22 protein-coding genes and 1 pseudogene are annotated in these 23,061 nt (G+C 64.2%); 18 read left to right on the top strand and 5 right to left on the bottom strand.

The genetic code is table 11. From position 1 onward, the window contains the following. The first annotated feature begins 5 nt into the window (after window positions 1-5). From C8C99_RS04490 to C8C99_RS04505, 4 genes are all read left to right on the top strand, one after another. Complete coding sequence (locus C8C99_RS04490) at window positions 6-1,079, top strand: branched-chain amino acid ABC transporter permease (protein ID WP_108625082.1); 1,074 nt, start codon at window positions 6-8, stop codon at window positions 1,077-1,079. A gap of 93 nt (window positions 1,080-1,172) precedes the next feature. Then, window positions 1,173-3,329, top strand: coding sequence for a D-(-)-3-hydroxybutyrate oligomer hydrolase (locus tag C8C99_RS04495; protein WP_108625083.1), 2,157 nt, complete (start codon window positions 1,173-1,175; stop codon window positions 3,327-3,329). A gap of 125 nt (window positions 3,330-3,454) precedes the next feature. Beyond that, window positions 3,455-4,603 carry an ABC transporter substrate-binding protein gene (locus C8C99_RS04500; RefSeq protein ID WP_108625084.1) on the top strand — a complete coding sequence of 383 codons (1,149 nt, stop codon included), beginning with the start codon at window positions 3,455-3,457 and terminating at the stop codon, window positions 4,601-4,603. Window positions 4,604-4,778: 175 nt separating this feature from the next. Next, window positions 4,779-5,654: an alpha/beta fold hydrolase gene (locus C8C99_RS04505; protein WP_108625085.1), complete on the top strand. Its 876-nt coding sequence runs from the start codon at window positions 4,779-4,781 to the stop codon at window positions 5,652-5,654. A 39-nt stretch (window positions 5,655-5,693) separates the two neighbouring features. Here the strand turns inward: C8C99_RS04505 and C8C99_RS04510 are convergent, their stop codons facing one another. Further along, the gene (locus C8C99_RS04510) at window positions 5,694-5,945 is read right to left on the bottom strand and encodes a DUF2789 family protein (RefSeq protein WP_015014942.1); all 252 of its coding nucleotides are present in this window, start codon (window positions 5,943-5,945) and stop codon (window positions 5,694-5,696) included. A 232-nt stretch (window positions 5,946-6,177) separates the two neighbouring features. Then, window positions 6,178-6,420 (bottom strand): glutaredoxin, encoded by a 243-nt coding sequence (locus C8C99_RS04515; RefSeq protein ID WP_108625086.1) that lies wholly within the window; start codon window positions 6,418-6,420, stop codon window positions 6,178-6,180. A 147-nt stretch (window positions 6,421-6,567) separates the two neighbouring features. Here C8C99_RS04515 and C8C99_RS04520 point away from each other — a divergent pair, with 147 nt between their 5' ends. The 6 genes from C8C99_RS04520 to C8C99_RS04545 are packed head-to-tail and all read left to right on the top strand — an operon-like array spanning window position 6,568 to window position 11,942. Continuing rightward, window positions 6,568-7,101 (top strand): lipocalin family protein, encoded by a 534-nt coding sequence (locus tag C8C99_RS04520; RefSeq protein ID WP_233247156.1) that lies wholly within the window; start codon window positions 6,568-6,570, stop codon window positions 7,099-7,101. Continuing rightward, complete coding sequence (locus C8C99_RS04525) at window positions 7,098-8,123, top strand: NAD(P)/FAD-dependent oxidoreductase (protein ID WP_108625088.1); 1,026 nt, start codon at window positions 7,098-7,100, stop codon at window positions 8,121-8,123. The genes C8C99_RS04520 and C8C99_RS04525 overlap by 4 nt, the downstream gene beginning before the upstream one ends. A gap of 15 nt (window positions 8,124-8,138) precedes the next feature. Continuing rightward, complete coding sequence (locus C8C99_RS04530; RefSeq protein WP_082576785.1) at window positions 8,139-8,315, top strand: DUF2256 domain-containing protein; 177 nt, start codon at window positions 8,139-8,141, stop codon at window positions 8,313-8,315. Continuing rightward, window positions 8,312-9,628, top strand: coding sequence for a DASH family cryptochrome (locus C8C99_RS04535; protein ID WP_108625089.1), 1,317 nt, complete (start codon window positions 8,312-8,314; stop codon window positions 9,626-9,628). Before C8C99_RS04530 ends, C8C99_RS04535 begins: the two co-directional genes overlap by 4 nt. Beyond that, a complete protein-coding gene (locus C8C99_RS04540; protein ID WP_108625090.1) occupies window positions 9,625-11,175 on the top strand; it encodes a cryptochrome/photolyase family protein in 1,551 nt (516 codons plus the stop codon). The genes C8C99_RS04535 and C8C99_RS04540 overlap by 4 nt, the downstream gene beginning before the upstream one ends. A 53-nt stretch (window positions 11,176-11,228) precedes the next feature. Beyond that, window positions 11,229-11,942, top strand: coding sequence for an SDR family NAD(P)-dependent oxidoreductase (locus C8C99_RS04545; RefSeq protein ID WP_108625091.1), 714 nt, complete (start codon window positions 11,229-11,231; stop codon window positions 11,940-11,942). A 91-nt stretch (window positions 11,943-12,033) separates the two neighbouring features. Here C8C99_RS04545 and C8C99_RS04550 read toward each other — a convergent pair whose 3' ends face one another. Beyond that, complete coding sequence (locus C8C99_RS04550) at window positions 12,034-12,945, bottom strand: bifunctional GNAT family N-acetyltransferase/nucleoside diphosphate kinase regulator (protein ID WP_108627039.1); 912 nt, start codon at window positions 12,943-12,945, stop codon at window positions 12,034-12,036. Window positions 12,946-13,077: 132 nt separating this feature from the next. Then, the gene (locus tag C8C99_RS04555; protein WP_108625092.1) at window positions 13,078-13,962 is read right to left on the bottom strand and encodes a LysR family transcriptional regulator; all 885 of its coding nucleotides are present in this window, start codon (window positions 13,960-13,962) and stop codon (window positions 13,078-13,080) included. A 126-nt stretch (window positions 13,963-14,088) separates the two neighbouring features. Here C8C99_RS04555 and C8C99_RS04560 point away from each other — a divergent pair, with 126 nt between their 5' ends. From C8C99_RS04560 to C8C99_RS24395, 8 genes and pseudogenes are all read left to right on the top strand, one after another. Further along, window positions 14,089-14,787, top strand: coding sequence for a class I SAM-dependent methyltransferase (locus C8C99_RS04560; protein ID WP_056640156.1), 699 nt, complete (start codon window positions 14,089-14,091; stop codon window positions 14,785-14,787). Window positions 14,788-14,939: 152 nt separating this feature from the next. Further along, a complete protein-coding gene (locus tag C8C99_RS04565) occupies window positions 14,940-15,512 on the top strand; it encodes a hypothetical protein (RefSeq protein ID WP_108625093.1) in 573 nt (190 codons plus the stop codon). A gap of 14 nt (window positions 15,513-15,526) precedes the next feature. Continuing rightward, the gene (locus C8C99_RS04570; RefSeq protein WP_233247157.1) at window positions 15,527-15,979 is read left to right on the top strand and encodes a hypothetical protein; all 453 of its coding nucleotides are present in this window, start codon (window positions 15,527-15,529) and stop codon (window positions 15,977-15,979) included. Between the two features lie 59 nt (window positions 15,980-16,038). Beyond that, window positions 16,039-16,839, top strand: a complete 801-nt coding sequence (locus C8C99_RS04575) for an alpha/beta fold hydrolase (protein WP_108625094.1) — start codon at window positions 16,039-16,041, stop codon at window positions 16,837-16,839. A 71-nt stretch (window positions 16,840-16,910) separates the two neighbouring features. Further along, entirely contained in the window at window positions 16,911-17,798 is an 888-nt protein-coding gene (locus C8C99_RS04580; protein WP_108625095.1) for an alpha/beta fold hydrolase, read from the top strand. Window positions 17,799-18,876: 1,078 nt separating this feature from the next. Continuing rightward, on the top strand, window positions 18,877-19,362 hold the full coding sequence (locus tag C8C99_RS04590; RefSeq protein ID WP_158274161.1) for a metal-dependent hydrolase: 486 nt from the start codon (window positions 18,877-18,879) through the stop codon (window positions 19,360-19,362). A gap of 123 nt (window positions 19,363-19,485) precedes the next feature. Next, the gene (locus C8C99_RS04595; RefSeq protein ID WP_108625097.1) at window positions 19,486-19,902 is read left to right on the top strand and encodes a hypothetical protein; all 417 of its coding nucleotides are present in this window, start codon (window positions 19,486-19,488) and stop codon (window positions 19,900-19,902) included. 369 nt (window positions 19,903-20,271) lie between these two features. Continuing rightward, window positions 20,272-20,343 (top strand): annotated as a pseudogene (locus C8C99_RS24395) (DUF1010 domain-containing protein); the annotation flags it as partial. Between the two features lie 145 nt (window positions 20,344-20,488). Here the strand turns inward: C8C99_RS24395 and C8C99_RS04600 are convergent. Next, window positions 20,489-22,975 (bottom strand): Lon protease family protein, encoded by a 2,487-nt coding sequence (locus tag C8C99_RS04600; protein WP_056638112.1) that lies wholly within the window; start codon window positions 22,973-22,975, stop codon window positions 20,489-20,491. Window positions 22,976-23,061 lie beyond the last annotated feature (86 nt).

Consider the following 23,061-nt stretch of genomic DNA (forward strand, 5'->3'; position numbering starts at 1 on the left):
CTGACATGCTGAACCGACTTCTCTCCGGCGACTATCCGCGCAGCAAGGTGCTGGCGGTGATTCTGGTGGCCATCTTTGTGGGCCTGGCGTTCGCGCCGTTCCTCTTCCCGGGCGTCAAGGCGCTGTCCGTGGCAGCCAAGGTGCTGATCTTTGTGGTGCTGGTCGCCAGCTTCGATCTGCTCTTGGGCTACACCGGCATCGTGAGCTTTGCGCACACCATGTTCTTTGGCATCGGGGCCTACGGCATTGCCGTGGCCACCACCCGCATGGGGCCCACGTGGTCGGCACTGCTGGTGGGGCTGGCTGGGGCGCTGGTGCTCTCGCTGCTGCTGTCGCTGGCGGTGGGGCTCTTCTCGCTGCGCGTGCGAGCCATCTTCTTCGCCATGATTACGCTGGCCGTGGCCGCTGCGTTCCAGACGCTGGCCTCGCAGCTGTCGGACATCACCGGCGGCGAAGACGGCCTGACCTTCAAGGTGCCCGAGTTCCTGTCGCCCAGCTTCGAGCCGTTTGACGACCCCTTCCTGGGCGTGAGCATTGATGGGCGGCTGGTCTGCTACTACCTGCTCTTCGTCACGGCCGTGGCGCTGGTGCTGGCGCTGCTGCGCATCGTCAACTCGCCCTTCGGCCGCGTGCTGCAGGCTATCCGCGAGAACGAGTTCCGCGCCGAGGCCATTGGCTACCGCGTGGTGGTGTACCGCACCACGTCCAGCGTGCTGTCGGCGCTGTTTGCCACCATGGCAGGCGCTATGTTGGCGCTCTGGCTGCGCTACAACGGGCCGGATACGTCCCTGAGCTTCGAAATCATGATGGACTGCCTGCTCATCGTGGTGATCGGCGGCATGGGCACCATCTACGGCTCGGCCATTGGCGCCGTGCTCTTCCTGGTGGCGCAAAGCTACCTGCAGGATCTGCTGCGCCTGGGCAGCGAGGCCACCTCGGGCCTGCCCTGGCTGTCGGCCCTGCTGTCGCCCGACCGCTGGCTGTTGTGGCTGGGCGTGCTGTTCGTTCTGTCTGTTTACTACTTCCCCACCGGTGTGGTGGGGCGCCTGCGCGCGGCAGCTGCGCGCAAGGTGGGGTGAGTGGCCCGGCCGCGCCGGGTGACTGGCGTGGCCTGGGTGTGTGGGTGAGCTGTGCAACAAAGACGCAAAGAAAAAACTCCAGGAGACAAGCACATGAAGATGAGCATGAAGAACCCGCGTTTTCGTCCGTTTTCTCGTCCGTTCGTTCCCGCAGTGCTGGCCGCTGCGGTGTTGGCTGCCTGCGGCGGCAGTGATGGCGACAGCGCCGCACTCAACACCAAGCCCACCTACCTGGGCGCCATCAGCGAGGCCACGTACGACGGCACCAGCAACGACCTGCTGACGGCTGGCCTGGGCGCCACAGGCCTGGCGGCGGCCGTGCCACCGGCCTATGCCGACCCGCTCAAGCCCACCGCAGCCGAGCTGCGCCGCACCGCCATCCACACCAACTACCGCGCCATGCTCGACATGACGGCGGCCGGCGGCTACGGCACGCTGTATGGCCCCAATGTGGACGCGCAGGGCAAGGTCACCACCGGCGAAGGCAAGGTGGCGGGCACTGAGTACATCGCGTTTGCCGACGACGGCACAGGCCGCAAGAACGTCACCCTCATGGTGCAGGTTCCTGCCAGCTTCGACCCCAAGAAGCCCTGCATGATCACCGCGACGGCATCGGGCTCGCGCGGTGTGTACGGCGGCATCTCCACCGGCGAGTGGGGCCTGAAGAAGGGCTGCGCCGTGGCGTACTCTGACAAGGGCACGGGCGGCGCACCGCACGACCTGCAAAACGACACCGTACCGCTGATGGACGGCACGCGCACCACGGCCGCCGCAGCGGGCAAGGCCGCAGCCTTCAACGCGGGCCTCACGGCTACCGAGCTGGCCGCCTTCAACAACGCCACGCCCAATCGTTTTGCGTTCAAGCACGCGCATTCGGGCCAGAATTCTGAAAAGGATTGGGGCACCACCACCTTGCAGGCCGTGGAGTTTGGCTACTACGTACTCAACCAGCGTTACGGCGCCACCGATGCAGCGGGCCAGCGCCTCAAGACGCTGACCCCGGCCAACACCATCGTCATCGCATCCAGCATCTCCAACGGTGGCGGTTCAGCGATTGCTGCGGCCGAGCTGGACACGCAGGGCCTGATCAGCGGCGTGGCAGTGTCCGAGCCCGCCATCGAGATGCCTGCCAACCCCGGTGTCACCGTGCGCCGTGGCAGTGCCGATGTGGCCGTCACCGGCAAGACGCTGGTGGACTTCACCACGTACGCTAACCTGTACCAGGCCTGCGCATCGCTGGCGCCGTCGGTCAGCACCAGCCCTTACGCCGCCGCCTTTGCGGCCGGCTTTGGCAGTGCGGCCCTGCCGATTGCGCCCAATCGCTGTGCCTCGCTCAAGGCGGCAGGCCTGCTCACTGCCTCCACCACGGCCACGCAGGCCGAAGAGGCTTTGCAAAAGCTGCGCGCCTACGGCTGGGAGCCGGAGTCCAACGACCTGCATGCATCGCTGGCTGCGTTTGAAGTGGCCCCCGCGGTGTCGGTGACCTTTGCCAACAGCCTTTCCCGCGCCAGCGTGAAGGACCACCTGTGCGGCTTCAGCTATGCGGCCACGGCGGCGGCGGGCGCGGTGACGACGCTGGCTCCTGCCGCGCTGGCGGGCATGTTTGCCACCGGCAACGGTGTGCCTCCCTCGGGCGGCATCAACCTGGTCAACAACCTGGGCAAGCTGGGCCCGGCGCGCGACTTCCTGTCGGTGTCGGACGCTGGCGTGGCTGACTGGAATACGGCCGGTGCGCTGTGCCTGCGCAACCTTGTTGTTGGTAATGACGCCGCGGCCAAGAAGCTGCAGGCAGGGGTGGACGAAACCCGCCGTAGCGGCAACCTGCGCGGCAAGCCCACGGTCATCGTGCATGGCCGTGCCGACGCGTTGCTGCCCGTCAGCCACACCTCGCGCCCCTACGCCGCGTTGAACAAGAAGGTCGAAGGCGCTGCCAGCAAGCTCAGCTATGTGGAAGTGGCCAATGCCCAGCACTTCGACAGTTTCATTGGCTTGCCCACCGTGCTGCCTGGCTACGACACCCGCTATGTGCCGCTGCACGTGTACCTGAACCATGCGCTCGACGCCGTGTACGACCACCTTGCCAGCGGCAAGGCGCTGCCCGCCAGCCAGGTGGTGCGCACGGTGCCACGTGGCGGCACATCGGGCAGCGCCCCGGCCATCACCGCCGCTAACGTGCCTCCTCTGGCTACCACGCCCGCTGCTGCCAACGCCATCGCCGTCACGGCGGGCGCCATTGCCATCCCCGACTGACCCAAGGAGCTTTGCCAGACGACACACCGTCACCGTTGCCTGCCGGGCACGCGCATGGGCTGTCTGCCTCTGCGCCGCCCGTGGGCGCGGCTGCAACAAGCCAGTCAAGCAAGGGATGAACCGACATGGAAAAAGTAAACACATGGGGCCGCCGCGTGGCGGCAGCGCTGGCGGTGATGTGGGTGAGTGCCACAGCACCCTCGCTGCACGCTGCCGAGATTGTGGTGGGGCAGGTGGCGCCGCTCACCGGCGTGCTGGCCAGCACCGGCGCGCAGATGGTGCTGGGCGGCAAGATCTATTTCGACTGGGTCAATGCACAGGGTGGCGTGCACGGCGCCAGCATCCGCCAGTCGGTGGTGGACGACGCCTACAAGGTGCCAGACACCGTCAAGGCGACCCGCGAGCTGCTGGCCAAGCCCGAGGTGGTGGCGCTGTACGGCTTTGCAGGCACGGCCAACATCACCCAGCTGCTGTCGGATGGTGTGCTGGAGCAGGGCGGCGCCGCGCTGGTGGCGCCGTACACGGGGGGCGAGTCGCTGCGCAACCCGTTCAACCCCTGGATCTTTCATGTGCGTGCCGGTTATGCCGACGAAACCGAGCACATGGTGCAGCAGCTCACCACCCTGGGCATGAACCGCGTGGCGGTGATGTACCAGGACGATGGTTTTGGCAAGGCGGGCCTGGCAGGGGTGGAGGCAGCGCTGGCCAAGCGCAACCTCAAGCTGGTGGTGTCTGCGGGCTACGAGCGCAATACCGACAAGGTGGATGACGCGGTCAAGGCCATCAAGGCCGCCGATGTGCACGCGGTCATCATGATTGCGGTGAACAAGCCTGCGGCGGCCTTCATCCAGCGCTACCGCGAGCAGGGCGGCGGCGCGCAGCTGTACAACATCTCGGTGGTGGACCCGACGGAGCTGGTCAAGCTGGCAGGTCTCAAGAACGCGCACGGCCTGGGCATCAGCCAGGTGGTGCCATACCCCTACCGGCCGCAACTGCCCGTGGTGCGCGAGTACCAGACGCTGCTCAAAAAGTACGCGCCCGACGCCGAGGTCAACTACACCAGCTTCGAGCAGTTCCTCGGTGCCAAGGTGCTGGTCGAGGCCCTGCGCCGCGCCGGGCCTGCGCCCACACGCGCCAAGGTGGTGAAGGCGCTGGAGTCATTGCAAAGCTATGACCTCGGCGGCATCACGCTGGGCTATTCGCCCACCAACCGCATCGGCTCGCGCTATGTCGAGGTTACCGTCATCGGCAGCAACGGCCGCCTCATGAAATGAGCGCGGCTCAAAAAACTCTCCTGGCGTCGTTGTTGCGTCTTGCCGTACTTTCAGTACTGTCTGCAACGCAACGCCTAGCCAGGACCGCTTCGCTGAGTTTTGTGAGCCGCTACCCGTCCACAGGTTGTTTTGTCCGCAGCCTGCATCCCTCCACCGACTCACAAGGTTGACCACCATGACTCCGTTATCGCGCTACACCACCTGCGCTGGCTATGAAATCCATTACATGGAGTGGGGCGCGCCGGATGCCCCGGTGGTGATCGCGTGGCACGGGCTGGCGCGCACCGGCCGCGACATGGACCCGCTGGCCGCCCACCTGGCACCGCGCTACCGCGTGATCTGTCCCGACACATTGGGACGGGGCCTGAGCCAGTGGGCGCGCGCGCCGCAAGACGAGTACCGCCTGTCGTTCTACGCGCGCATCGCGGCCGACCTGTTTGACCAGCTGGGCATCGAAAAAGCGCACTGGGTTGGCACATCGATGGGAGGTGCCATCGGTACGGTCTGCGCATCGGGATTGTTCGAGCCGCAGCTCAAGGGCCGCATCCAGAGCCTGCTGCTCAACGACAACGCCCCCCGTCTGGCCGATGCGGCGCTGGAGCGCATCAAGGCTTATGCGGGCCATCCACCCGCATTCGACACGGTGAAGGAGTTGGAGGCGTTCTTTCGGCAGGTATACAAGCCGTACGGCTGGCTCAGCGATGACCAGTGGCGCCTGCTCACCGAGAGCAGCACCCGCCGCCTGCCAGACGGCCGTGTCACGCCGCATTACGACCCCGCCATGGTGCAGCAGTTCACGCACCACACCAACGACTACCTGATCTGGGACCACTACGACGCGCTGGACATTCCTGTGTTGTGCCTGCGCGGGGCCGAGTCCGATCTGGTGCTGCCAGACGTCACAGCCGAAATGTTGACCCGGGGCCCGGGATCACGCGGCCAGGCCCAGGTGGTGGAGGTGTCCGGCTGCGGCCACGCCCCTGCGCTCAATGTGCCCGAGCACTATGCGCTGGTAGACGGGTTTCTGGCGAGCGCACAAGGCGGGCACTAGCCTGATAGCCCGTCCGCCCATCCGCCCGCGCTATTCGCTTCAGCGTGGCACGCCGGGCCCGCAGCCCAAGGCCTGGCTCAGCTGCTCGGCAGGGATGGCCCAGTCGGCGTCCGCTGCAATCGCCTCACGCAAGAACTTGGCCTGTGCGGGCGACCACACCGCCACGTCCGGTAGCGTGAAATTGACCGCCGTCGTGCGATGCGTTGCGATGAACGTGGTCATCGATGCTTCGTCGGACGGCAGCCCCAGTTGATCAAACAGGTCGGACATGGTGTGAATACCGGTTTCCATGGGGAAATCCTTTGTGTGTTGGGTGAGAGAGCCGGCAGGGCATACGCATGCCAGCATGCCTAGCCTGGGCACTATTGCAGCATGCCCTGGCAGATCGGGATGTAGGACGGCCACGGAGTTGCAGCGCCGCCCGCACAAGGTGTGAGACTGGCGGTACCTCGCCATTGCGCAGAGGGCCGCTCATCGTGGCTACACCGTACCGATGGGGCGGCAGGGAGCACCAGCCCCGGACTCAGGCAGCTAGCTGCGCCAGTGCGGCTTGCAGGCCCGCCAGCCCGCCCACGCGCTGGTCATTGATGAAGATCTGTGGCATCTGTCGCACCGATGGCCCGCATTTGGCATAGAACGCCAAGCGCTCGGCCTCGTCATCAATCTTGATTTCTTCGTAGGGCAGCGAGCGGGATTTGAGGAGCATCTTGGCCGACTCGCACTGGGGGCAGGCGGACTTGGAGTACACGGTGATTTGAAGGGTCATGACGTAAGTTTACGGGGCAGGGCATGCACCTCTCGGTGCGCGGGTCACTGGCGGGTACGTTCTTTTGTTGGAGTGGTTTACCATTCGGTTTGTTTTGTGACTGATTGGTAATTTATGTCTCCGATGCTCCTCTGGATCCGCCGTTCGATGCTGCTTTTGTCGGTGGCTTTTGTTGTGGCCTTGATGGGCTGCTCAACCACCGCTCCGCCCCCGGGCATCACCCCTGCCACGCCGTTTGACTTGTCCCGGTACGAGGGCCGCTGGTACGAGGTAGCGCGGCTCGACCACTCGTTCGAGCGCGGCATGACGGACGTGAGCGCCACCTACCAGCGCCAGCCGGATGGCAGTGTGCGCGTGCTCAATCGGGGTTTTGATACCGGCAAGAATGATTGGCGACAGGCCGAGGGCAAGGCCTTGTTCACGGGCGATGCCAACACCGCCTCGCTCAAGGTCTCGTTCTTCGGCCCGTTCTACGGCGGTTATCACGTGGCCGCGCTCGATGCCGGCTACCAATGGGCCCTGGTGGTGGGGCCGGACCGCAGCTACTGCTGGATCCTGTCGCGCACCAAAACACTTGCACCCGCCGTGCGCGAACAGCTCGTCGCCCGTGCCCAGGCACTGGGCATTGATGCGCAAGCCCTCATCTGGGTCACCCACGAACGCACCGACCCGCAGCCATGAGCACCTTGACGACTCCACAACCCATCGCCGTCATCGGTGCAGGCCTGGCGGGCCTGTCGTGCGCGCAGGCACTGCTGCAGGCGGGGCAGCCGGTGCATATGTTCGACAAGAGTCGAGGCCCTTCGGGCCGTATGAGCACCCGGCGCGCGGAAGACGCACACGGCCCCTGGCAGTGCGACCACGGTGCGCAGTATTTCACCGCACGTGACGCCGCTTTTCGCGCAGAAGTCGACCGCTGGCAGCAGGCCGGTGTGGCCGCGCAGTGGGACGCACGCCTGGCCAGTTTTGACGGCAAAACCTGGACCACACCGCATACGCCCCTGGAGCGTTTTGTGGGCACGCCGCGCATGACTTCGCCCGCGATCTGGCTGGCGCAAGGCCTGGCGCAGGCAGGCGAGCGCGCCCACACCCAGTGGCAGACCACCGTGCGGCAACTGGAGCGCCACCCTGACGGATGGGCCGTCACCTCGGCCGAACAGGGGCTGCATCCACAGCGCTACAGCGCAGTGCTGCTGGCCCTACCTGCGCCCCAGGGGGTGCCGTTGCTGACTGACGTGGCTCCTGCCGGTGCCGCTGTGGCGGGCCGCGCCCGAATGCGTGGCAGCTGGGCCGTCATGCTGCGTTACGGCGCGCCTGTGGCTTTACCGTGGGATGGTGCTTTCATCAACGCCGGCCCGCTGCGCTGGGTAGCGCGCGACAGCAGCAAGCCCGGCCGTGCAGGGCCAGAAACCTGGCTGCTGCACGCCAGCGCCGAGTGGAGTGACACGCATATCGAAGACAGTGCAGACAGCGTGATCGCTGCCTTGCTTGCCGCCTTTGCGGCCCTGGGCGGGCCCGCACCCCTGGCGGCCACGGCCCACCGCTGGCGCTACGCGGATACCGAACCTGCACTCACCCTGGGCTGCTGGTGGGACGCGGACGCCCGCCTGGGTCTGTGTGGAGACTGGCTGAATGGCGGCAAGGTGGAAGGCGCCTGGCTCAGCGGGCGCGCGCTGGCGCGGCAGGTCGCACACGTCGCTTGAACTAGCAGGCCCCACATGCGCATGCGCAAGAAGTCCGATCTGCCCCAAAAGACCTGCCAACACTGCGGCCTGCCGTTCACCTGGCGCAAAAAGTGGGAGAAGGTGTGGGACGAGGTGAAGTACTGCTCTGACCGCTGCCGCAGCGAACGCAAGCGCTCGGGCCTTGGCACGGGGGAGGGCACAACCCCATGAGCATTGTGCTGTTCTGGTTCCGCAACGACCTGCGTCTGCACGACCTGCCCGCATTGCACGCAGCCCTGGCCAGCGGTGCCACGCACCTGCTGCCGGTGGTGTGCCTGCCCGCAGCCGATGAATCCACGCCTTGGGGCTTTGCCCGCGTGGGCGTTCACCGCCGTACCTTCACCGCTGCCGCTTTGCGCGGGCTGCAAAGACAGATGGACGCACTGGGTAACCCGCTGCTCATCTGCCAGGCACCGCCCGCCACTGCCTTGCCGCGACTGGCCCGGGCCATCGGTTCCACCACCGTGGTGTGCGAAGACATTGCCGCCCCCTACGAGCAGGCCGAGGTGGCCGCACTGCGCGCCGCTGGCCTGCAGGTGCGTACTGTGTGGCACAGCAGCCTGCTGCCGCCGTCGCGCATGCCGTGGCCGGTAGACCAACTGCCGGGCGTGTTCACCAGCTTCCGCCAAAAGGTCGAGCGTGCAGGCATTGCTCCCGCTGCGCCATTGCCGCTGCCGACCCAACTGCTGCTGCCGCCCGATGTGCCCGCGCCCGTGTTGCAGGCCGTTGGCGCAGAGCAGGGCGCTGACAGCATCCAGCCCCCTGAGTTGCCACAGGGCAGCGATGCCCGCTCGTCCTTCCCCTACGGCACGCCCGCTTGCGATGGCAGCGAGGCCGCCGCACTGGCCCACCTGGCGCAGTACCTGGCCCGCAAGCTGCCTCACAGTTACAAGGCCACGCGCAATGGGCTCACCGGGCTGGACTACTCCAGCAAGCTCTCGCCCTGGCTGGCCACAGGCGCGCTCTCGCCCCGGCAGGTCTATGCCGACTTGAAAACCTTTGAGCGCGACCACGGTGCCAACGATGGCACCTACTGGCTGTGGTTTGAGCTTTTGTGGCGTGACTACTTCCGCTTGCTGCACTTGCAGTACGGCGCGGCGCTGTACCGGGCGCGGGGCCTGTCAGCACTGCCGCCCACCCCACACAAACCGCGTGGCTTTGAACGCTGGTGCCGTGGCGAGACCGGCGAGCCGCTGGTCGATGCCGCCATGCGCGAGCTGGCAGCCACTGGCTCCCTCAGCAATCGCCTGCGCCAAGTGGTCGCCAGCTACCTCATCTACGACCTGCACAGCGACTGGCGCGCAGGTGCTGCATGGTTTGAATCGCAGCTGCTGGACTACGACGTGTACAGCAACCAGGGCAACTGGCTCTACATCGCCGGACGCGGCACCGACCCGCGCGGGGGGCGCCGCTTCAACCCCATCAAGCAGGCGCAAGACCACGATGCCGACGGCAGCTACCGCCGCATGTGGGGCACGCTATGAGCACGCCGCAACCGCGAACGCACACCCTGCGCCTGCTGCTCGGCGACCAGCTCAACCCCGAGCATTCATGGTTCGCCACGCAGGACGAGGGCGTGGTCTACGTGCTGATGGAAGTGCGGCAAGAGACCGACTACGTGCTGCACCACGCGCAAAAAATCCTCGCCATCTTTGCTGCTATGCGTGACCTGGCCCGGCACCTGCGCGAGGCGGGGCACCGTGTGCGCTACGTGGCGATTGACGACGCCAGCAACCGCCAGTCGATGCCTGACAACCTGGCCGCCCTCGTGGCCCACTACGGCGCGCACACGCTGCAATACCAGCACCCCGACGAATGGCGGCTAGACGAGCAACTGCGCATCTGGGGGGCGGAGCAGTCCTTCACTGTGCAGGCCGTCAACAGCGAGCACTTCTACACCACCCGCACCGAAATGGCCGAGGTATTCAAGGGCCGCAAGCAGTGGCTCATGGAGCACTTCTACCGCCGCATGCGCCAGCGCCACAGCGTGCTGATCGACGCAGCGGGCGAGCCCGAAGGCGGCCAATGGAACTACGACCACGACAACCGCAAACCCTGGCCTGGCACGCCCGCGTTGCCGCCCGACGCCCGCCCCATGCACGACCACAGCGCCCTGTGGGCCACCATCCAGGCCGCAGGCGTGCAAAGCTTTGGCAATCCGCAGGCCCATGCGCTGCGCTGGCCGCTGAACCGGGCCGAGGCAATGGCGGGGCTGGACCACTTCATCACCACCGCGCTGCCGCACTTTGGAGCGTACGAAGACGCCATGAGCACGGGCAGCAGCAGGCTCTTTCACTCGCTGCTGTCTTTCGCGCTCAACACCAAAATGCTGCGTCCGCACGAGGTGGTGCAGCGCGCCCAGGCCGCCTACCACACAGGCGCTGCGCCTCTGCCAGCGGTAGAGGGCTTCATCCGCCAGATCCTTGGCTGGCGCGAGTACGTGCGTGGCATCTACTGGGCCCACATGCCCGGCTACGACGAGCGCAACGCCCTGGGCCACCACACGCCGCTGCCGGAGTGGTTCTGGACGGGCCAAACCCGCATGCGCTGCATGCAGCACGCCGTGGGCCAGTCGCTGGAGCAGGCCTACGCCCACCACATCCAGCGCCTCATGGTCATCGGCAACTTTGCGCTGTTGGCGGGGCTAGAGCCCGCTGCCGTGCACCGCTGGTACCTGGGCGTGTACATCGACGCCTTTGAATGGGTGGAAGTGCCCAACACCGTGGGCATGAGCCAGTTCGCCGACGGCGGCTTGCTGGCCACCAAACCCTATGTGAGCAGCGCCGCCTACATCGACCGCATGAGCGACTACTGCAGCGGCTGCCATTACGACAAGAAGCAAAAGTTGGGCGGCCGCGCTTGCCCGTACAACGCGCTGTACTGGGACTTTTTTGCGCGCAACGAAGGCACGCTGGGCAGCAACTTTCGTCTCGGCATGGTGTACCGCCAGTTGCAGAAGATGGAGGGCCCGCAGCTCGATGCACTGCGCGAGCACGCCGCCAGTCTGCGCACGCGGCTGGATACGTTGTAGCCAACCGCGCACTGCACCGTCACTTCACTCACTCCATCCACCGGAGCCGCCCCATGTCGTCGCCTTCATTGCAATCCCTTCCTCAAGGCTATCGCGCCCTCGTCATTGGTTCCAGCGGCGCCATCGGCAGCGCGGTGCTGGCCCACCTGCAGGCCGACCCGCGCTGCGCTCTGGCTGTGGGGTTGGGCCGTCACACCATCCCGGCGTTGGATCTGGACGACGAAGCCACCATTGCCCGTGCCGCTCAGCAGCTCCAAGCGCAGGGCCCATGGCACTGCATCCTCCACGCCGCAGGCATGCTGCATGGCCCCCACGGCATGCCTGAAAAGCGCCTGGGCCAGCTCAATTACGCTCAGATGGAGGCCACCTTCCGCACCAACACCTTCGGCCCGGCGCTGGTGCTGGCGCACTTTGCTCCGCTACTGCCCAAGCAGGGGCGCAGCCTGCTGGCTGTGCTGTCTGCTAAGGTGGGCAGCATTGGCGACAACCGCCTGGGCGGCTGGTACAGCTACCGCGCTTCGAAGGCCGCACTCAACATGTTGCTCAAAACTGCGTCCATTGAAGTGGCTCGCAGCCACCCCCAGGCGGTGCTGGTGGCACTGCACCCGGGTACGGTCAACTCGGCGTTGTCCGCCCCGTTCAACGGCGCAGAAATCGGTCGCCCCGCTGCCGATGCCGCAGGCGACCTGCTGCGGGTGCTGGACGGGTTGGGGGCGCAGGATACCGGCAGCTTCTATGCCTACAACGGCGAGCAGTTACCGTGGTGATGCGGCGCGTGACGGTGCAGCGATTGGCTTCGGGTTGGATACCGAAGATCGCTGGTGGGCGGGCGCCAGCGAAGGAACTCCATCAAACACGTTACAGATGGAAATCACCCGCAGCTTCGGGTTGGTAAAGCACTTTCTCAATCCGGATATGGCAGGTCCGGTTTGGAACCCGCCAGCTGAAGGCATCGCCCTCCTTGTAGCCGAGGATCGCGGTGCCAATGCCGGAGCACACCGACAGCTTTCCGGCACGGTCGTCCGCATCCTCGGGGTAGACCAGCGCCACTTCCATCGCTTCGTCATCCACCTTCAGCAGGGCCTTGGAGTTCATCGTGACGACGTCCTCTGCCACCTGCCGTGGATCGACCACGATGGCGCGCTCGATCTCATGCTCCAGCTCGAAGATTTCCGAACCGCGCTCGAACTCCAGCAGGCTCGTGAGCCGGGCCTTGTCGATCTCGGTGATGTAGATGTCAGCCGTGTGCGCCGCAGGGCTTTCGCGTAACAGCCGGCGATAGCGCTCTGAGCTCATGACCAGCGATGTGATCGCAGGCGTTTCGTTCTCCAGCCAGAAACCGCTGCGCACAAAGGCCTTCAGTGATCGTGCGTTGTCCGGGTGGATCTTGGCGATGAGCCGTTCGGCACGCATATCGAAGAACGCGAGCTTCATGCCCTCGCGGATGGCGCCTGCTCCTAGCTTGCGGCCCCAGTTGTCGCGGTTGCCGATGACCAGGACCATTTCGCAGTCTGTGCCCGCCTTGACGAGCCGCACGAAGCCGACCGGCACGTCATGCTGGTCGTAGGCCATGAAGAACCGGCCGCCCTGGTTGAACAGATGCGTCAGGATCGGCAACTGCACCCGGCCGATGACCTGCTCGATGAAACGGGAGACATGGCGCGAGTCGCTCAGGTAGCGGGTGACGTCCTCGTCTTCCAGCCAGTCCATCAGAGTCAGCGCGTTGGCCCGGGTGATCTCGGGGCACAGAGAAATGAAAGGCTTGTTCATCTTCACCACCTTTGGTTTCAAGAATGAAAGCCTTTCAGGGCGGTAGCCGCGACGGTTCTTTCGACGTAGCTCTAATTTTAAGCCACCGCCTTTGCGCGAAGGGTGCGGCTCAGGCAAAGCACCTGCTTTGTGCTAATCGGACAGCCCGGCCAACCCCTCCGCCAGCGCCTCAAACACCAGTCGAATCCGCCGAGAGGTACGTAGTTCGCGGTGCGACACCAGCCAGATCGGGAAGCGCAGGGGCGGTACGTCGTCCAGCACGCGGACCATGCTGGGCGTCTCGTGGGCAATCTCGTCCATCATGGCGCCAATGCCCAAGCCCTGGCGCACCAGCGCCCAATGGGTCACCGTGTTGTCCGCGTAGCAGGTGAAGTTGCTCTCGCTCAGGTTCAGTCCGTACTGGCGCAGATAGGCAAGATATTGGCCGTTCCGGTCTGAGCCCACAAACGGCAATTGCGCAGCATCCTCCGCGGTGCGCGGATGGCCGTGGACCTGGACCCAGGTTTCGGCTGCATAAAAGTAGGCCTTCGCCTCGCGCACCAAGCGGGCGATCAGTTCGGGCTGCTCGGGCTTGACATGGCGGATGGCAATGTCGGCCTCGCGGCGCAGCAGGTCGCTCAGCGCGTTGGAAGAGATCACCTCGACAGCAATGCCCGGCTCTGCAGCCCGCAGGCGTTGGACGATGGGAGGCAGCAGGTAGGTGGCCACGGCGTCGGTGGCCGACACCGAGACCACGCCTCCCACGGCTTGCGACCGGCCGCTGGCGGCCAGGCCCAGAGCCTCTGCGGCGGCGCCCATGCTGCGGGCGTGCTCCAGCAGATCCAGCCCGGTGGGAGTGAGCACCATGGCCTTGCCCACGCGCTCGAACAGGGTCACCCCCATCTGCTGTTCAATGGCCGCCACCTGCCGGCTCAGCGTGGGCTGGGTCAGCCCCAGCTTGCGAGCGGCGGCAGACAGCGAGCCGGTCTGCGCCGTGTGCAAAAACGCCTTTAGCTGATTCCAGTCGAGGTTATCCATACGTAAATGTATATGTTCACTGCAATTTGTCGCATTTTCTGCGCTTCGTTGCATGGATAGCATCCGGGTGTCGCCCATTGCATTTTTTGCCTTACCGCTTCTTCGCCTTCACCTGGCCCTGCACCCATGTCCTCTCCTGATATTGCTCCGGTCCCTGACGCTTTGCCCTCTGCTGCGGCCCGACCGGCTGCAGCGTCCAAAGCGCAATTCTGGGACCGCATTGCGCCCAAATACGCAGCCGATCCCATCGCCGACCTGGCGGGGTATGAGGCCACGTTGCAGCGAGTGCAGGGCCTGCTGTCTACCCAGCAAGAGGTGCTGGAGATCGGCTGCGGCACGGGCAGCACGGCCCTGCGCTTGGCCCCCTTCACCCGGAGCCTGCTGGCCACCGATGTTTCGCCCGAGATGATTGCCATTGCCCACCAGCGATTGGCCGCGCAGCCCTCGCCGCAGCTGCGCTTTGCCGTGGCAGACGCCGAGGCCACGTACTTGGGGCAAGAGGTGTACGACGCGGTACTGGCCTTCAACGTGCTGCATCTGACGAGCGACCTGAACGAGGCGTTGAAGCGGCTGGTACTGGCCCTGCGACCGGGCGGGCTACTGATCTCCAAGACGGCCTGTATTGCCGAGATGAACCCGCTGATCCCCTATCTGGCTGTGCCGTTGATGCGCGCCATTGGCAAGGCCCCGCCCTTGCTGTGCCTTGACGAACAGCGTCTGCGGTCGGCCATGTTGCGGCAAGGCCTGCAGATCGTCTGCGTCGAGCGGCATGGCACGCGGGGCAAGGACACCCGCGCCTTTGTCGTGGCCCGCAAGCCGGGCTGAATTTCCCCCTTCCATCACAACGCGTGCGGACCTTTGCGGGGCCGCAGGGGGTTGTTTTGCCTGCTGGTTTTTGCTGCGCTGTTGCAGCGCGTTTTCTGATCCGTTGGTTGAGCCCTAGTTCTTTCGTCCCTATTAACCCCAAGGAGCCTGTCATGTCTGTTTTTTCCCCTTCGTCGGATCGCACCCACCTTGCGCGCTGGTCTGGCAGCGCGCTGATCGCTGTGGCCACCCTGACGCTGGCGGCCTGCGGTGGTGGAGGCTCGGACGGTGACAGTGAGCCGCCAGACGGCGGCTCTGGCGGTGTGGGGCCATCGGTGTCCATCAGCGCGCTGGAAGGAGATTGGTTGCAGAAAGGATGTGTCAAGGCGGGTGCGCAGTCGTTCAAGCGGACCCTGCGTGTGCGCATCACAGGTCAGACCGCCATTGACTACTTCGAAGGCGTGCTGACCTTCAATGGCAACGACTGCGCTGGCGCGTCGCAAGCGGCTGGGCCCACCAAAACGGGAACGGTGACTTTTGCCCGCTCAGAAGCCAACCAGGTATTGGCCGCCCATTGGGGCGAGCTGCGCACCGTCATCGGCACCCGCTCAGGAGCTATCTGGACGCTGCGGCCCAACAACCTGCTGTGCCTTTTGGGCGACGAGATCCCGACCATTCAACCCACACTCGCAGCCGTCGCGTCCAGTGTGGCCACCATCCCCGCAGACAACTGCTTTACCCGCTGACATCCATCCACACCATGACATCTATGACACACATCATTGCCGTGAAATCACGCATGCACCGGCTGTCCGTGAACCCCGTGGCTTGCGTCGTCGCAGCTCTGGCGCTCCTCAGCGGCTGCGCGTCCACCCTCGACCAGGCAGGCCTGGAGCAGCGCACGGGGCAAGCCATTGGCCGCACGACAGGCCAGTTCACCATCACCGACCGGCAGGAGGAAACCGGCGGCCGCATCAACTACACCGTCAACACCCGCGACGGCGCCAGCTACCGGTGCTACGTGTACGGAGTAACGGGCTTTCAGAAGGCCATGACCTTCGGCCAGACACCACACTCCGACGCCATCTGCACCGCCATGGTGGGCGGCGCGGGCAACGGCGGTACCCAGGCACCGGCAGCAGCCGCCCAGCCACAGGGCCGCGGTACGGCCAAGGAATGCAATGCACTGCTGCGCACGGCAGGGCGCTGCTGAATGGCACCGCACCGCTTTGGCCTGCGGGCCACATCCTTGTCTGCAACGGGCCTTGCACCATGAAGCCATGGCACTGGGCCAGCCTGCTGCTGGCGGCCTGCTTGAGCGGTTGCGCCAGCTTGCCCGGCGCCACCACCGACACGGTGGACGGGCGCACGGTGGAATACGTGCAGGCGGGGCAGGGCACGCCCGTGGTGGTGTTTGAGAACGGGCTGGGCGCCCGGCTGGACTGGTGGGCCAAGGTCTGGCCCGACACCGTTGCAGAAACCCGCGCGCTGGCCTACCACCGCGCGGGCTACGGCCGCAGCGATGCGTCCCCCCAGCCGCGCGATGGTGCGCAAGTGGTGCAAGAGCTGCGCGCCTTGCTCCGGGCCCGCCAGCTACCGCCGCCCTATGTACTGGTCGGCCACTCGCTGGGCGGCCTGTACATGCAGCTGTATGCGCGCCAATACCCCGCCGAGGTGGCCGCGCTGGTGCTGGTGGACTCCACCCACCCCGAGCAGATGCGCGGGGCGGGCAACCCCGACCTGTGGCCGACCTGGCTGAAAGTGGCCTTCCGCCTGGGCACCTCTGACGTGGTCAAACAAGAGCTGGCAGCGCTGGACGCCACCGGGCAGCGCGTTGCCAGCCTGCCGGTGGACCCATCGGTGCCCGTGTTTGTGCTGAGCGCACTGCAAACCCCGGGGGCTTCGTCTGCGCTGGCCGAAGATGTGCGCCAAAAACGCGCTGACTTTGCCCACCTCTACCCCGGCTCCACCCAGGTGTGGGTGGACAGCGGGCACGGCATCCCACTGGAGAAGCCCGAAGCCGTGGTCAGCGCGATTCGCGCCGCACTGCAGGCGGCCCGCGCTCCACGCTGAAAGCGGTGGCGGCCACGCCAGTGGCAATTTCATCGTGGCGTAGCGGCCAGACCCCATGCCAGAATGACCCGATGAGCACCACCACCTCCTCCTTCCAGTCCAACGCCGACGGCACCCGGGTCACCACCTACACCTGGGCCGAAACACCGGGCCAACCGGTGGGCGTCGTCCAAATCTCCCACGGCTTGGCCGAGCATGGCGAACGCTACGACCGCTTTGCGCGGGCCCTCAACGCCGCAGGCTTCATCGTCCACGCCGTGGACCATCGCGGCCACGGGCGCACGGCCGGTGGCAAGCTGGGTGACTTTGGCAGCGCTGGCTTCGGCGGCCTCATTGCCGACGTGGCCCAGTTCGGCGCGCTGCTGCGTGCGCAGCACGGGCCGCAGCAGCTCCCGCTCTTTCTCTTCGGCCACTCCATGGGCTCGTTCGCAGCGCAGGCGGCCATCGTCGACCATTCATCCACCTGGTCTGGCGTCATCCTGTCAGGCTCCACCGCCCTCGACCTGTTCGCCGCCGCCATGGCCAACGCCCCCGCCGACGCGCCCGCCGGGCTCGCTGCTTTCAACGCAGGCTTTGAACACCGCACCGGCTACGAATGGCTGTCGCGCGATGCTGCCGAGGTCGATGCCTACGTGGCCGACCCGTGGTGCGGCTGGGACGTGCCGCCCGACGTAATCCCCTCGCTCTTCGCCCCCGCGCCCCGCCTGGCCGACCCCGCACAACTCGCGCGCATCCGCAGCGACCTGCCCATCCTCATCGCATCCGGCGACGCAGACCCGCTGGCCGCAGGCGGCGTCTTGTTGGAGCAACTGGGGCAGCGATACCGGGATGCCGGTGTGGCCGATGTGGCGGTCAAGCTGTACCCGGCGGCGCGGCATGAAATCTTGAACGAGACGAATCGGGATGAGGTGACGGGGGATGTGGTGGCGTGGTTGCGGATGCGTGTTGGGGTGGCGTAGTCGATGCGCAATGCTGTTTAGGCGATTTGTTCGATGCCTGTTTTCGGCCACTAGCTGCCATTCGAATCGATAAACACGACTACTACGGAGTCGGATGCTGTACTTTGGACGATACCTCTTAGTTGTGATCTCAATTGCAACTTGCCAAGCCGGATGTGGAGACAGCAATCGGCTTTCGCCCCCAGTTGAATGGAGTGCAGCCATAGGGGGTAAAACAATCCGCGAGCTACATCTACTCTTGGGGCCTCCGCAGGAGGATGGCAGCGTCAAACAGTTTCAGAACTGGGTTTTGCAGGACTCCAGCGGGGGGCAAAAGATACTGAAAGTACTGTGTCCCAACCGATGTGCCCCCGATGAAACGCCCGCAGAGGTTTACTATTTCGCTTATGAACAGGGAAGTCATAAACCTGTTCTTGTGAAACGCTTAAGTCCATAGGCCTCGATCTTCTGCGAGGCGCGGACCGGCTGCTCTGGGCCCTGTGCTGTCCTTCAGCCAAAGCACGCAAAGCAGTCATCTTATGAGCTAGAGTCCAAGTGACAGCCCCAACTCTGCGCGCAAGCTATAGTGTTTGTAATGAATTCGCGCACGGACCTGATCCAGCAACCGTGTGCCGTGCAACACGGGAGGGGCGTTGGGTCTCATGACTGAGTTTGGCACTGTGTTTTCATTACAGCATGCATGCCGCAAGGCGAAGTTACAGGCCCCTTGTAGCATTTTCTGCGTGCCAATATATACCGCAAGCGCCAGATATGGCCTGCAGCTTGGTGCGGTCTATATAACGTTATTCCGATTAGAAACAAATGCAGAACATAAATCTGAATACCCCATCAAAGAAGAAGGGATCGAAGCTTAGGCGGGCAATAACTGGCATCGGTTTCATCGTATTCATAGTCATTCCAACTTTCTGGTTTTATTCTGTTCGCAGCGATTACTACGAAAGTATTCGGCAAGAGCCCACCTTGAATGAAATACCTCAAACTCAGCCCGGGCAATAGGCCTTCAATCTAACATTTCATCGCAGTCAAACGCCTACGGCGTCGACTGCACTCAGGGAGTTAGATGTTTTTCTAAACACCTATGCCATTCACACCAATACATCTAGGACCAGGTTTGGCCTTTAAGGCGTTCGGTGGCCGCCATTTCAGCTTTATGGTCTTCGGTGGGTCCCAGGTCCTGATGGACATCGAGCCATTGATAGGCATCCTGCAGAACAAGACCATTCTCCATGGCTATACGCACACCCTGTTGGGCGCTCTCGTTATTGGAACAATCGGCGGTATCGTCGGAAGACCCACTAGTTCGTACTTGCTAAGACTGCTTGCAATTCCTCACCCGCCATTCACGTGGGCTGCATCATTTGTTGGCGCTTATATAGGTACGTTATCGCATGTCTTGCTCGATTCGATCATGCACTTTGACATGTCGCCTTGGTGGCCCATCGTGTCCGGGAACCAACTGCAAACTGTCCTAAGCATTGATCAACTGCATATTGCCTGTCTCATTGCGGGGATTGTCGGCGGCATTGTTGTTGCCGTCAGAATCAAAAATCGGACTTTGAGCTAACCATTCAATCAAGCCCATCCGCCTTCGGCGGGCGGCTTACTTTCGTTCGTTAGGCCTCACAATCGCAACCCAGTGGCACGTCACTGTCCTCAATGCTAATTCCCAAAGGAAAACTGGATAGATATGTTTGAAGTCATTGGAATTGCAGTCGTAGCATGGTTTGCGTTCTCAATCATTAGAGGCTTGCTTAGAGCAAAGCAGCGCAGCAGCAGCGCCGAATTCGGACTTGAGGCGCGAAGAATCGCGACGCAGGAATTATTTATACCAAGTCAGTACTACAACTATATTACAACCAGTCGCATGGATGATTTGAAGCTACAGGCTTTGGTGCTTCGGGAAAATTTCTCAGAATTCAAAAGAACAAGCTGGCCCAGACTTCTGGCACTGAGCCTTTATATATGGTTTCATAACGACTGCAGTAAATTTCATAACGACGACCTTAGCCGACTACAACTCTTCAGGCAATTGCACATCGAACCGGATGTCATCGCAACAACGTTGATGCAAGATCTCGAGAACATTCTGTCTTCGCATGCGTAACGAGGCCTAATTCTAGTTAGGTCTTGTGCGCTCTTCGAATAGCCAAATCAAATCGATCAAAACCAAAGGAAAAAATGAATATTCTAAGTGAGACAGATTTCGAAAAGACTTGCGGCAAGATGATGCCGCTTAGACGAGACATGTCGACTTTCAATGGCGATAATTTTAGATGTGCGTGTGGAAAAGAGCATACGTTCTATACATACAGCATCAAAGTTCTGTCGGAAGGTTTTAATGGGAAATTTCTTGTTGTTTGTCCCGATCACCAAAACCTCTTAAGCCTTATAAAGACGAAAATGCGGTTTGGAATTATGTATCAAGGCCTTGAATTGCTGGCTGGGCATGAAATAGGCGAGTAGCTGTCGCTTCAAGGTGGGGAGTCCATTTTTGGCCTTTGGATCTAACATTTCGTCGCAGCCGACTGCCTACGGCGGCGTCTGAACTCAAGGCGTTGAGCGTCTGCTTTCTCTGGCTGATCCGGCTGGTATTGGCCGATAGTGCGCATTGGGTGCATTGCTTGGTTGAGAACTATCGCTGCGTAGAGGCTAGAACACGGAGCATTAGATTTCCCGCTCCACCAACCCATCTACCGCCCCCGCACCCCTCGCACCCTCCGCGCCCCCCCGGCCACCTGACAAGCCCTCCGATACGCCCGCAGCGTCACCTCCGCCCGCTGCATCACCGTATCCTCCACGGTGGCCGCGCCTCCGGCCAGTTCATCCGCCTGAGCCTGCAGCAATTCCGCCGGGCTCATGCCCGATGCCTCGCCCGTCAGCAGCGCAATGCCTTCGCTCACATGCCCCATGGTGTAGACATGAAACAGACCGCGCTCCACAGCGTCCAGCACGCTGCGGTCCAGCATCAGGTGGCGCTGGTTGCGGGCGGGGATCAGCACGCCGTGGGTGCCGTCCAGCCCCGCCGTCGCGCACGCGCGGAACCAGCCTTCGATCTTTTCGTTGATGCCGCCCACGGGCAGCACTTCGCCGTGCTGGTTCAGTGCGCCGGTCACGGCGATGCCCTGGCGCAGGGGCAGGCCTGACAGGCTGGACAGCAGCGCATACAGCTCGGCGCACGAGGCTGAGTCGCCTTCCACGCCGCTGTATTCCTGCTCGAACACGATGGAGGCGTTGAGTGCCAGCGGCGCCACGTGGCTGAACAGGGCGGTGAGGTAGCTGTGCAGGATGAGCACGCCTTTGTCGTGGATGGGGCCGGACATATCGACCTCGCGCTCGATGTTGAGCAAGCCCTCTTGCCCGGCAAAGGTGCGCGCGGTGATGCGGACGGGGAAGCCGAAGCGGTAATCGCCCAGGTCGATCTGCGTCATGGCGTTGATCTGACCGGTGATGGAGCCCTGCAGCGTGATCAGGCGCTCGCCTTCGGTGATGGATTCGTGCAGTTCTTCTTCAGGCTGGTTGTGGCGCAGGGTGCGGGCGGCCAGGGCGGCTTGCACGTCGGCGGCCTGCACCAGGGTGCCTGCGCGGGCCTGGCACAGGGCGGCGCTTTCGATGGCGAGTGCTTCGGTGTGGGCAAAGCGCGCGCTTTGGCGGCCTTGGTCGTCGGCCTCGCGGTGTGATTGCTCCAGCAGCAGGGCCACGGCGTCGGCGGCAAAGTGGGGCAGGCCGCGCTTTTTGCAGACTTGCGCGACCAGGATGGCCGAGGACTGGTGGGTGCCGGGGGTGGCGATGAACCGGTCTGAAAAGTCCACCTTCACACGAAAGCGGCGTGCGGCGTCGGGGTCGGCCTCTTGCAGGGCGTAGTACTCCTCCACCGATCCGATCAGCACGATCTTCACATCCACGTCCACCGGCTCGGGCTGCAGTGCCACGGCGCCGCCGGGCGCATGGGCGGGGCCGCCGCCACCGCTGCCGTCCTCGATCTGCAGGCGCCCGCAGCGCAGAAAGCGGCGCAGGCGCGGCCACAGGCCTTCTTCGGCGGCCAGGTCGTGCAGGTGCAGCAGGATGAAGCCGCCATGCGCTTTGAGCAGGCTGCCCGCATGGATGCTGGCGTGGTCGGCCTGCACGGTGTCGGCGTCTGCGCCGTGTTCGATGCTGCCGAACAGGGTGCGGGCCGTGGGGTTGTCTTCGACCACCACCGGGGCACTGGTGCGGCCGTGGTTGTCCACCACGACGTTCACCTGGCAGCGGGCCAGCAGGTCGTCCAGCGCGTCCTTGCGGTCGTCTTCGGCGTCCTGGCCTTGTTCAGCGTCGCCGGGCTCGAAGAGGTCGATGTGGTTCAGCACCGTGCGCTCCACCTGGTCCAGCCACTGCGTGAGCTTGACGGCGTCCTTGATCTGCTTGCGCAGGCCCTGGCGGATGTCGTGCAGCGCGTGCTCCACCAGGGGCTTGATGGTCTGGAGGCGCAGGGCGGCCAGGGCGTCGTCCCGCGCGCGCTCCAGCGGGCGGGTGGTTTCCAAAAACTTGGCGATCTCGACCCGCAGCTCCTGCTCGGCGGCGTCGATCTCGGCCCGGCGTTCGCGGGGCAGGGCGCGGGCTTCGGCCTCGGTCAGGGGCTGGCCCTTGGGGCCAGTGAGGGTGAACACCATGTGCCCGGCCTCGCGGCTCAGGCGGAACTGGCGTGCCTCGGCAAACGCGTCCAGCACCGCAAAGGCATCGCTCTCCTGCGTTTGCCAGGTCTTTTCGATGCGCTCGGCCTCGGCCTTGAAGTCGGGGCTGGTCAGGCGCTTTGGGATGTCGGCCTGCAGGCTGCGCGCCATGTCGGCCATGCCCTGGCGCAGCTGGCGGCCCTCGCCGGCGGGCAGGCGCAGCGCGCGAGGGTGGTCGGGCTGGTCAAAGTGGTGCAGGTAGCACAGGTCGGGGGGCACGGAGCGCTCTGCGGCCGCTGCCTGCATGGCCTGGCGCAGCAGCGACGCGCGCCCGCTGCCTACCTCGCCCAACACAAACAGGTGGTAGTCGGGCTGTTGCAGGCCCAGGCCAAACTGCGCGGCGGCCTGTGCGCGCTCTTGCCCGATCCAGGGCAGTGGCAGGTCTTGCAGCTCGGTGGTGCTGGCAAAGCCCAGCGATTCGGGGGCAATGGTCAGGCGCAACTGTTGGGGGGCAAGGGCGGTAGCGGGCATTGATGTGGGTGTGGGTGGGGGCGGTGCGGAGGGCTTGGCAGGCAGCCGTGCAACACCTGGCGACCAAAATATGAGCCAAAACGGGC

The organism is Acidovorax sp. 107 (assembly GCF_003058055.1).
Taxonomy (GTDB): Bacteria; Pseudomonadota; Gammaproteobacteria; order Burkholderiales; family Burkholderiaceae_C; genus Acidovorax.